This is a genomic window from Streptomyces sp. SAI-170 (genome assembly GCF_049739565.1).
In the GTDB taxonomy this organism is placed as follows: domain Bacteria; phylum Actinomycetota; class Actinomycetes; order Streptomycetales; family Streptomycetaceae; genus Streptomyces.
The window spans coordinates 8586776-8598998 of record NZ_JBMGQD010000001.1 but is presented as its reverse complement, the minus strand read 5'-3'; the positions used below and the strand labels follow the sequence as shown (position 1 = coordinate 8598998).

The window sequence follows — 12223 nt, the reverse complement described above, 5'->3', positions numbered from 1 at the left end:
AGCGGCAGGCGGTATCGGCCTGTGGATCCTGATGAGGCTGGACTTCTTCCCCCGGAACTACTTCCTGCTGCTCCCGGTCGTCCAGCTCGACGGGACCTTCCTGTCGGAGTACTACGGCCTCTCCCTGGCGATGTCGTGGACCCTGTACGTCGTCACCGTCGTCCTGGCAACGGTGGTCTGGCCGCTCCTGTGGTTCCGGACGCAGCGCGCCCTGCTGACCACCGGTGTGCCCGTGACGTCGTGGATCTCGTCACCCAAGGGGCGGTTCCGGCTGGGTGGCCTGGTGGCCCTCCGGGTCGCAATGGGACTGTTCCTGCCGACGGGGCTGGTGCTGGCGGCCGCCGCGTGCCAGGTCGTCGCGTACGTGGCGAGCCGCAAGTACCCGACCGGGGCGGGGGTTCCAGCGGGTGGCGCTCCGGCCCCCGCGGGGCAGGCCGTCGCCGACACGCCGACGGTGGGGCCCGGGTCCGCGACTCCCGCCCCGCACGTCGGGCAGTTCGCCCAGCCTCCACAGCCGGCTCGGCCCGCCTCGTACGTGCCGACGCGGCCCGACGCGATCGCCGGCGCCGCGTCACCCATCGCCCACCAGCAACTCCGCCCGGGCGAGCCGCGCACGATCGGCGGCTACCAGCTGCTCGGCCGCATCGGCGCCGGCGGAATGGGCACGGTCTACCTCGCCCGGCGGGAGGGAGCGGTGACACAGGTCGCGCTGAAGACCATCCACCCCGAACTCCTCGACAACGCCGATCTGTTGCGCCGATTCCAGCGCGAGTCCGAGGTGCTGTCCATGGTCTCCGGCGCCTACACGGCCCGCGTCCTCGACTCCGGCGTCGACGCCGGACGGCCGTACCTGGCCATGGAGCTGCTGGACGGACGCCCCCTCGACGCACACCTGGGGGAGCAGGGGCCGATCCGCACCCCCGACGCGCTACGTGCGCTGGCGCTCGCACTGGCCGTGGCCCTGTCCGGAGTGCACCGGCTCGGCCTGGTCCACCGCGACCTCAAGCCCGCCAACATCATGCTGACCACAGCCGGCCCGCGCCTGCTCGACTTCGGCATCGCGGACCTGGTCGACGGCACCAGGCTCACCCGCACCGGCGCCGGACCGGGAACCCTGACCTACATGGCGCCGGAACAGTTCGGTGAGGAACGCGTCGGTCCGGCCGCCGACGTGTGGGCATGGGCCTGCTGCGTGGTCTGCGCTGCACACGGCACCAGCCCGTTCGCCGCGACCGGTCCGGCCGCGGTGATCCGCCGGATCGTGGACACTGGCCCCGAGCCGACCGCGCTGACGGCGGTGCACGCCCTCGCCCCGGAGCTCGCGCGCGCCGTCGAAAGGGCGCTGACCACCGACCCGGCGGGCCGCCCGGCGGACGGCGCGGCTCTGGTGGACCTGCTCACGTCCCAGGGAAGCCCGCATCACGAGCCGACACATCTGGACGCCGTCCGCGAGGAGATCACTCGGGGCTGGCGCACTCTTCCCCTCTGATCGCCGGGCTTCGAGCCCGACCGGCCTGCCTGTCGGCGCCCTACTCAGCTGCCGCCGAGGCCGCGTTCGTGACGGCTGTTGGCCGCGGATCGCCAACGACAGCTGCGCTCCGTAAGAGGGGCGCACTGGGCCCCGGATTTGCACTGATCGAAGCCGTAGGAATCTTGCGCGTACGACGGGCGCCACCCGTGTTCCGTGCTGTCATGTCGGAGACGGTACGAAACACGGGCTTGCCACTGCCCGAAAGGCTCCAAGAGATCGACAACGGCCGCCGCACCTTTTGTTCCCCGCGCCCGCGGGGATGGACCCGTGACGATTGCCGCACGCTGGTAATCACGACTGTGCTCCCTGTGCCCCCGCAGGTGACCCTATGACCTGGGCCGACTCCATCGGGGCGACCGGAGCTCCCCGCGCTCGCGGATGCCTCCAGCGCCCCAGGAGGCATCCGCTCAGCAAGTCGCCCGGTACGGCACGTCGGGGATCCGGGCGCGCCACTCGCGCGGCGACAGGCCTCCGCCGAACCGGTCACAAAGTTCGGGCAGCAGGGCCTCGGGCGTGAGCGGGTGGGTCCGGGCGGGGGTGTGCTCCCCCTTACTGTGCAGTGTGGTGCCGTTGTGCGCGAAAGTCAGCGCGGTGACGGCGTCGCCGGGCGTGGGCAGGGAGTCACCCAGGGCCTGGAGCGATCCGGTGTCCCACAGGCGGACGTCGCCTCGGTCGTCACCGGTGGCCAAAGTGGTGCCGTCGGCGGAGAAGGCGAGCGCGGTGATGTGCGCGGCCTGCCCGGGCGGCTGCCCGGGGGAAGCGTCGTCGGTGAGGACGCCCAGCCGGATGTCCGCACGGCCGTCGAACAGCGAGATGCGCCCGGTGTGGTCGGCTCGGGCGTACAGCCGGCCGTCCGCGCTGAAGGCCATGGCCTGGCCGCCTGTCCGGGCGTCCGGCCGGCGTAGCACCCGGCCGTCCGGAAGGCCGATGACGGTGCCGTCCCCGACGGTGAGCAGTGTGCCGTCCGGGTGGACGGCCAGCGGTGGGAGGAACGGGTACTCCGAGATGACGCTCTCAGGGACGACGGACGGCCCCTGCACGCGTCGGGAGCGGGTGAGGTCCCACAGGGCGGCGGCCGTCAGCGCGTAGACGACCGGCCGATCGTCAACGAGCGCGGGCTGGTAGACAAGTGGCCGCGGCCCGTCCGTCGGCTGCACCACATCGGCGGCCGCACGGTGCCGGCGTACGTCCCACACCTTCACCCGGGTCGCCGCCCGCTCGTCCAGAACGGCTCCGTATGCGAACAGCCGCCCGTCCGCGCTGAAGGATCCGGTCACATGCGCGCCGCCCTCGTCCCGGGCGGGGCGCGGCAGGGTCAGGGAGGGCAGTTCTGCCAGCAGCCTGCCGTCGCTCAGGCCACGCAGCTGGAAAGTGTGCCGGACGCCTCGCGCCCGGTGGGTGACCAGGTGCTCCCCGTCTGGGCTGAGGTAGACGGCGTCGCCCGGACGTTCACGCCAGTCGGCGCGCACGGCCTGGCCGAGCGCGAGGGTGCGCACGGTCAACCCGCCGGCGCCGAGGAAGCGCAGACTGCCGCCCTCGACGTCCACGCGGACGTCGGTGGGCGCCTCCTCCGTCAAAGACACCCGCTGCAGCAGGCGCCACTCGTGCTCGGCCACTCGCCACAGGGCGACGCTGTCCTTCTTCAGAACGGCCACGAACTTGCCGTCCGCGCTGAAGGCGAGGTCCTCGGCGCCCGGTTCGTCGATGGTCTGGAACTCCCTGCGGGACAGTCGGCGCTGCTCGATGCCTGTGTCCGACCGAATCAGCAGGGTGTCGTTGTCCGGGCCGAAGCGGAAGGTGCCGGGGCGGCAGCGGGCGCTGTCGGGCTCCGCGAGCGACCGGCGCTCGGAGGGGCGGCTGAAGTGCGGTGCGCGCCGGTTGACGTCCCAGACGACGGCCTGCCCGTCGGGCGCGCACAGAGCGAGCCAGCGGCCGTCGGGACTCACGGCGGCGGCGTTGCCGTAGACCAGTCCGGGTACCGACAGCTTCCGCCTGCCGGCGCGCGTGTCCCAGAGTTCGGCGCGGGGCCCGGCATCGACTGCGAGGTGGCGGCCGTCCGCGCTCCAGTGCACGCCGAGGACGTCCGGGCCGGCTCGGCGCAGGACGCGCCGCTCGCCCGAGGGCAGGCTCCAGACGTCCAGCCGTTCCCAGCCCAGGAGCAAGGAGCCGTCAGGTCTCATGCCCGCGTCCTGCTCGCGGCGGGTGGGAGTACGGGGGTGCACGGCCACGGCGCTGCGCCCGTCCGGGCTGAGCCGCAGCCGCCGTGGGTCGAGGCTGCCATCGCCCAGCGGGGCATCGGACGGCGGCAGCGGCTCGGGGGCGCCGGGCAGGACGTGGGCGGCCGTACGACGGTGGGTGCGCAGGTCCCACCGTTCGATGCGGTCGCCTTTCTGCAGGATCAGGGTGCTGCCGTCGGGACTGAGTTCGGCCCGCTGGTCGCGGGCGTCGCCGCGTACAGGGGAGAACTCCGGCTCCCACGCTTGCGTCGCGGCGGCCAGCACCGCCGCCCGCGTCTCCTTGGTGGGGGCCAGCCGCCAGGCGGCGATGCTCAGCCGGGCGGCGGTGACGGGGTCGATTCCGCGCATGTTCTCGGCGAGCGCCACCGTGCGCAGGGCGGCCGACAGGGCGCGCCTGCGTTCTCCCTCCCGGTTCTGCTGCCAGGCCAGAGTGCCCGCCACGACGGCCAGGACGGCGAGTACGGCCACACCGGCGGTGAGGACGCGCCGCCGGCGCCGGGTCCGGCGCTGAGCGGCGACGCCTGCTTCGACGAACTCCCGCTCCACCGGGGTGAGATGGGTGCCCACGTCCGCGTCGGCCAGGGCGCGGAAGGCCGCCAGCACCGCGGCGGGGGCCAGCGCGCCTGGGTCGCGCCCCAGCTCGTTCCAGGAGCAGGCGTCGCTGGTGAGCCTGCGGTGGGTACGCAGCTGTTCCCGGCTCTCCTCGATCCATCCGTGCAGCCGGGGCCAGGCGGTGATCAGCGCCTCGTGGGCGAGTTCGACGGTGCCGTCGCCGAAGGTGATCAGACGGGCCTTGGCAAGCCGTTCGAGGACGGCGGCCGCCTCCTTCGGACGGACCGCCTCCAGCTCGTCGCGGGCGGCGGGGCGCCGGGTGTCGGCGGTGCCGAGCCCCGGGGCGACCAGACGCAGCAGCAGCGATCTGGCGACGTCCGCCTGCCGGGCGTCCAGCTCGTGATAGGCGGCCTCGGCGGTGCGGGCAATGGCGCCCTTGAGGCCCCCGGTGCCGGTGTAGGCGTCGAGCGTGAGCGTACGGCCGCGCCGTCGCCGCCATGTCTCCAGCAGCGCGTGCGAGACGAGCGGAAGTGCGACCTCCTCAGCCGCGGCGTCCTCCAGCAGGCGGGCGGTCAGGGCCCGTTCGACCACGTGCCCGCGGGTGGCGGCCGGCGCGGTGATCACGCGGCGCAGTTCGTCGGGGCTCAGGGGGCCCACCGGTAGGCAGGCTTCACCGATGGCCGCTGCGAGCCCGGGGTGGCGCAGGCAGTGGCCGTAGAAGTCGGCCCGCACGCCCAGCACGATCCGGAGCCGGCCTGTAGGTGATCCGGCTTCCAGGAGCGCGGCGAGAAAGCCGTCTCGCTCGTCGCGGTCATGGCAGAGCGTGAAGACCTCCTCCGCCTGGTCGACGATCAGCCAGGTGTCGCCGTCTCCCGACGCCGCCTTCAGCGCCTGGCTGTGACGCTGCAACGGGTGCTCACCAGGGGTCAGGATCCGTACGGCAGCGGGCCGGGCGTGACCGTCCGGGTCGGGCGTACGCAGCCGGGGGACGAGACCGGCACGCAGCAGGGAGGACTTGCCGCTGCCCGACGGGCCGAGGACGACGACCAGACGGTGGGCGTGCACCAGCGTCGTGAGTTGGTCAAGCAGGCGCTCCCGCCCGAAGAACAGCTCCTGGTCACCTGGCTCGAATCGGGCCAGCCCCCGATACGGGCTGTCGGAGGCGTCCATCTCCTGTGGCCGGCCGGACACCTCCTCGTGGGCGCGGTGCCAGCGCTTCTCCCACTGGCCGGGGTCGCCGCCGCACAGCCGCACGTACTCCAGCAGCACCGCCAGAGAGGGCAGTTGCTCACCGGCCGCGGCCCGCGACAGCGTGGCCGCCGAGTAGCGGGTGCGGCGCGCCATCGCGCCGTAGGTCGGCGTGCCCGCCGCTCGGCGCAGCTCGCGCAGCTCCGCGGCGAACGCCGGAACCGGACCCGCCGCCGCGTCCAACGGCTTCTCCTGACGTCCCACGCCCGACCTCTCCCACCCACTCGAACCACTGCGATCACCCACCCAATCGGGCCCCGCCGGGGACGATAAGGCGATTTCCCGCCGTACCCGACCTCGGCCGACGGATTGATTCACGTCCCGGAGCGGGGCTGCGCAACAACTCCCACCAGCGAAAACCTGGTTGCGGCGGGGCGTTCGGGCCCGCCGACCGGCCCGGCGACGGGTCGGTACGGCCCCCCTACCGCCTCCACTCCACCGACGACTCACGCAAGGAGCGTGCATGGTTTCGCTACTCACTCGCACCGCCGCGGCCCTCGCCTGCTCGGCCGCTCTGCTGTTCACATCCGGCACCGCGCAGGCCCTCCCGGCCGCGCCGGCACAGGCCGCCCGACAGGAGACGGCAGCAGGTGCCGACTCCACCGGGGTCTCCCGGAACACCCGTCAGCTGGCGGCAGCCGCCACGTACACCCACGTCATCAACGTCAACAGCAACCAGTGCCTGTCCGTCCCCGGCGGCAGCACGACCGCCGGAACGGGGCTGGCCCAGTGGCCGTGCGGCAGCTGGAACGACCACTACTGGTCCTTCCAGTACGCCTTCTCCAGCGGCGGCGTGAACTACTACCGCCTGGAGAACCTCAACAGCCACCAGTGCCTGGCTGTCCCCGGCGGTAGCACCACGGCCGGCACACAGGTCATCCAGTGGCCGTGCGGCACCTGGCGGGACCACTACTGGGGCGTCCGCAACACCTCGGCCGGCAGCCAGCTGGTCAACTACAACAGCGGCCAGTGCCTGGCCGTCGCCGGCGGCAGCACGGCCGCCGGGGCGAAGGTCATCCAATGGCCGTGCGGCACGTGGCGGGACCACTACTGGTACTCGTGACAGCCCGTCCGCACGCCCGGTGCGTCCGCACCACCCACACCACCGAGTTCACCGAATCCATCGACACGGCTGACGAAGAGAAGGGCAGCATCATGCCGCTCAGCGACGACGAGATCCGCATCCACGAGGAGATGCGCCAGCGCCAGGAGCGTGAGCACGCGGAGTTCATGGCCCGCAGGGAGGCCGAGTTCCAGGCGCGGCTGGCGGAGGAGCAGGCACGCCGGGCCGCGGAGCAGCCGCGCACCGGCCCCACCTACTAGTTCAACCGAACTCAGCCCGCACAGCTCTGGCAGGCCGCGGTCCCCACGACCGCGGCCTGCCGCCCTGGCCGACAGGCCGCCGCCGAAAATCTGAGGAGCTGCGGAGGCGGGAACACTGATGACGGTGCTGTTCTCATGGTCGGCAAGGTGGACCAGCTCGACCGCTGTGTCCTCGGCCACGCGCACTCCGCAGGTGGAAAACCCTTCGGTCGTCGGGAGGAGTTCGACGGGCAGCGGCTGGGCGGGGGCCGGGGTGAGGAGCGTGCGGATGCCGTGGGCTCGGGCGGCCTGGGCTTCCGCCACGCCGACTTGCGCCCCGTCCATTCGGCCTGCGCGCAGCGGCCGACACGCATCCCGCAGGTACACGCGCGGGGGCCTCGCGGGTCGACGCTCACGGCGATGTGCGGGTAGGAGACGCGCAGCGCGAACAGCAGGGGTCCGGCGACGAAGTCGGCGAACAGCTCCACGAACTGCCCCGCGTCGCTGGTCACACCGCAGGCCATAGCACCGCGTTCTCCGTGCGGACGCGGACGACGAGCCAAGGTGTGTTGGCGATGGTGAAGAGCATGGCGGTAATCCATGCGGTGTGGACGAGGGGCAGGGCGATGCCCTCGAACAGGACGATGAGGTAGTTGGGGTGCCGCATCCAGCGGTAGGGCCCGGTGGTGACCAGCGGTAGCCCGGGCACGACGATGACACGGGTGTTCCATCGGGGGCCGAGCGCCCTCATGCACCAGGCGCGACCTGCCTGCACGAGGATGAGGACGGCCAGCGCCGGCCAGCCGATCAGAGGGACGAAGGCGCGGTCGGTGAGGGCCACCTCTGCAACGGTCCCGACGAGCAGGCCGACATGAAGGGTGATCATGACGGGGTAATGGCGTTGCCCGTACTCGAGGCCGCCGCGGTCTATGGCCCAGCGCGCGTTGCGGCGGGCGTTTGCCAGTTCGACCAGACGCACGACGGCCACGGCGGTCATGAGAGCGAACAGACTCAAGGGGATCGTTACCCAGCCCAGGGACATGTCGGATCGTCCTTCTCACTCTCGGACGGCGGAATCCTCGTCTTAAGCGGTCGCGAGTCGGTTGAGGCGTTCGGCCAGGGCGCGGTATCTGCCGGCGCGGTCCGCTGATTCCTCCATGTGGGCGGCGATCCTTTCCTGGGCCTGCTGTCCGACCGGTGCAAGTCCTGTGGTGTCGAGCGCGCCGAGCATGCGGACGAAGGGAAGGGCGATGTCCTTGTAGTAGTTCTCCGGTGAGAGGATGCCCGACCTGGCCATGGAGCTGATCAGTCGCCCGGAGCCTGGTGCGGCGTGGGCGGGGGGACGGAATGTCTTGAGGACTCTGGCCACGGCCTGAAGTGTCCGGTCGGGGTGCATACGCATACACGCCTGGAGGATGGTCCGGTAGAAGAGCATGTGCCGGTTCTCGTCATGGGCGATGCGCCGCATGAGCGCCTCGCACGCCGGTTCGTCGCACAGCCGACGGATTCCCTGGTAGCTGACGCGGGTGCCGAGTTCCTGGATGGTGACGTAGACCAGAGAGGCGATGAGGTCGCCGCGGTAGTCGATCTGGTAGCCGTGCTGCACATGCGCGGCGCGGGCGTCCTCCAAAAGCACCGGATCGGCACTGCGTGTGACCACGAGGTAGTCGCGGATAGCGGTTCCGTGCCTGGCCTCCTCCACGGTCCATCGATTGACCCAGACGCCCCAAGGGCCGTCGAGCGACAGCATTTCCCCGATCACCCGGTGGTAACTGGGCAGGTTCTCTTCGGCGAGCAGACTGTAGAGGAGCCCGTCCCGAGCGGCCGCGTTCAGTTTCTGCTGGGAGGGGTCCCATGGCTCTCCTTCGAGGAGCCCGTCGTAGTCACGGCCCTGGCTCCACGGGACGTACTGGTGCGGGTACCAGTCGACGGTAGTCCGGTAATGCGTGTCGAGGGCGTCGGAGACGACCGGTTCGAGGTCGATCAGGATGCGTACGTCTGCGGGGATGGCGGGCACGGTCCGTGACACCCTTCTAGTCATGCGGTCGGCGGGTTTCGGTGGCGGCGGGCGGCCCCCTACCAGCGCAGGAGGACCAGTTCGATGGCGAACCCCGGTCCCATGGCGGCGACCACGCCGGGTGCGTTCGCGGGCGGCGGTGTCTCCATGGCCGCGTGCAGGATGTCCAGTACGGAGACGGACGAGAGGTTGCCCCGCTCGGCCACGGAACGCCGGGTGAGCTCCAGGGCGCCCGGCGGGAGGTCCAGGGCGTGCTGTACAGCGGTGAAGACCTTCGGTCCGCCGCCGTGGATGATCCAGCTCGCGACCTGATGCGGCGTCAGCGCATGTCGCGCGAGGAGGCTTTGGACGGCCGTGGGCAGGTGTTTTTCCGTGAGCGTCGGAATCTCGGGCGACAGCAGGATGCGGAAGCCGTGGGAGCCGACGTCCCAGCCAAGGACGTCCTCGGTGCCGGGGACCAGCAGGCTGTGGGTGTCCACGAGCTCAGGTCCGGCCGGACCGCCGTCCCGGTGGGCTCCGACGGTCACGACGGCGGCCGCGCCGTCCCCGAAGAGGCTGCCGGCGACGATGTTCGCCACGGAGCCGTCCTTGAGCTGGTACGCCAGTGTGCACAGTTCCACGGCGAGCAGGACGGCCACTTGGTCGGGGTGGGCCCGTAGGTAGTCATGGAGCCGGGCCAGACCTGCGGCGCCTCCGGCGCAGCCGCTGCCGAACAGCGGAATACGTTTGACGTCCGGCCGCAGCCCGACCCGGTGGGCGAGCCGAGCCTCCAACGACGGCACGGCCAGCCCGGTGACGGTGGTGCTGATCACGGCGTCGACCTCCTCCGGCTGGATGCCTGAGGTGCGCAGCGCGCCGATCAGCGCCCGTTCCCCCAAGTCCATGGCGGCGTCGAGCCAGACGCGGTTCTGCTCGGTGAAGTCCTCCCGCCGGGCGAGATCGACAAGCTTCTCCAAGGGCAGGGACAGCGAGCGGGTCTCCACACCCGAGTTGGCCTGGATCTTGCGGAGCACCACAGGGCCCATCTCGGACTCCAGCAGCGTCGTGCGGGCCAGGGCGGCCAAGATCTCTTCCTGCCGGTATCGGTGTGGCGGGAAGACCGTGTGGACGGCCACCACCTGGGGTGCGGCGGCCGCCGGCTGCCGTGTGCGGTCATGTGTCGCCTGACGCATCAACATCAGCTTCCGCCCTTCTTCACAGGTGTAGTGATCAACAAAGGGGACTTGATACAGGCCGGGGCCCACCAGTTGGCCGGACCAAGGGCCGCCATGACGGCGGGCACCAGAACTCCCCGCACCAGAACGGCGTCCACGAGCGCGCCGAGCGCGACGCCGATGCCGATGAACTTGAGCAGGGCGACATGGGAGGTGGCCATGGCCGCGGTCGAGATCGCCACAGCTGCCGCGGCGGACGTCATCAGCCGACCGGTGCGGGCGACGCCCTCAATGATCGAGGCGCGGTTGTCGCCACAGCGGTCGTACTCCTCCCGGATGCGGCCGAGCAGGAAGACCTCGTAGTCCACCGACAGGGCGAGCGCGATGAACAGGACGAACAGCAGCGTCGAGGCATCCAGCGTTCCCGTCGACGTGAAGTGGCCGAGTACTGCGCTGCCCTGGCCGTCCTGGAAGAGGACGACGAGCGCGCCGAGGCTCGCCGCGAGGCTGGCGGCGGCCACGATCAGAGCTTTCAGGGGGGCAATCAGGGTGCGGGTGAAGACGCTGAGGAGGACCAGGAGCCCCGCGGCCAGAAGAAGCAGGCACAACGGGAGGGCGCCGACGACTGCGTCCGCCGTGTCGACGACCTCCGCGGCTCGTCCGCCCACCGCCACGCTTCCCGGCGCGGGAGTCCGCCGTACCTTGCGCACCACGGTGTCCGCCTGCGGCGTGCCGGGGGCGGCGGACGTGGCCGCCAGCAGCACGACCGCCTCACCGGACGGAGCCCCGCGCACCACACGGACACCAGTGATGCCCGGGACACGGGCGAGTCGGTCGCCGTACGCCGGTGCACCGTCCGTCGCTGCCGGTCCGGTGACAACCACGGTGAGAAGCCGCTCCGGTGGCGCGGTGAACTCGGCGCGCACACGCTCGGCCGCGGCGGCGGCCGGAGCCGACGAACGCAGCGTGCGTTCGTCCACCACGCCGAGCCGTGCGTGGGTGAAGGGCAGGGCCAGCAGGGCCAGTAGCAGCACCGCCAGCCCGCCCGCCAGCAGGGGTCGTGCGGTGACCGCGGACGTCGTGCGATGCCAGAAGCGACTCCCGTCCCCGGTACGGGCACGTCGCCACCGCGCCAGTGGATCCCATGCCTGGGCCCGGGGGCCGAGCAGCCGCAGACAGGCGGGCAGCACGCTCAGGGCGACCAGCGCCGCAAGCACGGTGACGATCATGCCCGCCAGGGACAGTGCGCGCAGCATCGGCACTGGCACCATAAGGGCGGTGGCGAGACATACGGTGACGGCGGCGGCAGAGAACGCGACCGACCGGCCGCTGGAGCGCCGAGCGGCCGCCAGCGCCGTGTGGAGGTCCGCGCCCCGCGAGGTCTCCTCCCGTACGCGGGCCAGCAGGAAGAGGCTGTAATCGACGGCCAGGCCGAAACCGATCGCCGAGGCGGCGTTCACCGCGACCCGTGACACGTCGGTCACCTGTGCCAGCAGGCCCAGGACCGGGATGGTGCAGCCGATTGCCAGCGCGGCCACGACCACGGGCAGCAGCGCGGACACCACCGACCCGTAGGCGAAGACCAGGACGACGAAGAGTACCGGCGCGGCCAGCAGTTCGGCCCGGATCAGATCGCGCTCGACGGTCTCGTCGATCTCCCGGTTGGCCCACACCTCGCCGCTGGGCTCCACCCGCGTCCCTGGGACGGCCGAGCGGGCCGCCGCCACCACACCGGGCGCCACCTGCTTGCGTTCCTTGTCCGTCCCCTTGAGCCGTACGGCCACCAGCAGGGTCCGTCCGTCCTTGGAGCGCAGCCACGTGTCACCGGTGCTCTGGGCCGACCACACGGCCTTGACGTCGCGCTGCCCGGCCAGCATCTCCATCATCGCTGTGGTGCCGTCCCGGACGGCGGCCTCGCGTTCACCGCGGGTGCGCTGTGAAACGCCGGTGCGCTGTGAAACGGCCAAAAGCAGATCGGGCGAGGGCACGCCGAGCCGCTCGGCCTGCCGTCTGGCGCGCGTCGCCTCCGTGTCCGTCGCGACCGCGCCGCCCGTGCTGAGCGCCGAGAGGGCAACCGGGGCCAGCAGCCCCGCACACACCGCCGCCAGCAGCGCGCTCACCACCACCAGCCAGGCCCTGCACCGCATCCGTCCGTGTGTCTCCGTCCCGCATCCGACCCGGA

8 protein-coding genes are annotated in these 12223 nt (G+C 71.6%); 3 read left to right on the top strand and 5 right to left on the bottom strand.

Annotation, left to right across the window (positions count from 1 at the left end; genetic code table 11):
- Positions 1–31: 31 nt before the first annotated feature.
- Positions 32–1489 (top strand): serine/threonine-protein kinase, encoded by a 1458-nt coding sequence (locus RKD23_RS38540; RefSeq protein ID WP_424857998.1) that lies wholly within the window; start codon positions 32–34, stop codon positions 1487–1489.
- Positions 1490–1938: 449 nt separating this feature from the next.
- On the opposite strand, the gene RKD23_RS38535 is transcribed toward RKD23_RS38540, so the two are convergent.
- Positions 1939–5772, bottom strand: a complete 3834-nt coding sequence (locus RKD23_RS38535) for a hypothetical protein (protein ID WP_424857997.1) — start codon at positions 5770–5772, stop codon at positions 1939–1941.
- A 259-nt stretch (positions 5773–6031) separates the two neighbouring features.
- On the opposite strand from RKD23_RS38535, the gene RKD23_RS38530 reads away from it, so the two are divergent.
- Together RKD23_RS38530 and RKD23_RS38525 are read left to right on the top strand one after the other, a co-directional pair.
- A complete protein-coding gene (locus tag RKD23_RS38530; protein WP_424857996.1) occupies positions 6032–6631 on the top strand; it encodes an RICIN domain-containing protein in 600 nt (199 codons plus the stop codon).
- Positions 6628–6891: a hypothetical protein gene (locus tag RKD23_RS38525; RefSeq protein WP_424857995.1), complete on the top strand. Its 264-nt coding sequence runs from the start codon at positions 6628–6630 to the stop codon at positions 6889–6891. The genes RKD23_RS38530 and RKD23_RS38525 overlap by 4 nt, the downstream gene beginning before the upstream one ends.
- Positions 6892–7378: 487 nt before the next feature.
- On the opposite strand, the gene RKD23_RS38520 is transcribed toward RKD23_RS38525, so the two are convergent.
- From RKD23_RS38520 to RKD23_RS38505, 4 genes are read right to left on the bottom strand one after another with little or no spacing between them, the layout of a single operon-like run.
- The gene (locus tag RKD23_RS38520; RefSeq protein ID WP_424857994.1) at positions 7379–7912 is read right to left on the bottom strand and encodes an isoprenylcysteine carboxyl methyltransferase family protein; all 534 of its coding nucleotides are present in this window, start codon (positions 7910–7912) and stop codon (positions 7379–7381) included.
- Positions 7913–7954: 42 nt separating this feature from the next.
- Positions 7955–8887, bottom strand: a complete 933-nt coding sequence (locus RKD23_RS38515; protein WP_424857993.1) for an acyl-ACP desaturase — start codon at positions 8885–8887, stop codon at positions 7955–7957.
- Between the two features lie 59 nt (positions 8888–8946).
- Positions 8947–10059: a type III polyketide synthase gene (locus RKD23_RS38510; protein WP_424857992.1), complete on the bottom strand. Its 1113-nt coding sequence runs from the start codon at positions 10057–10059 to the stop codon at positions 8947–8949.
- Between the two features lie 5 nt (positions 10060–10064).
- Positions 10065–12188 carry an MMPL family transporter gene (locus RKD23_RS38505; RefSeq protein ID WP_424857991.1) on the bottom strand — a complete coding sequence of 708 codons (2124 nt, stop codon included), beginning with the start codon at positions 12186–12188 and terminating at the stop codon, positions 10065–10067.
- Positions 12189–12223 lie beyond the last annotated feature (35 nt).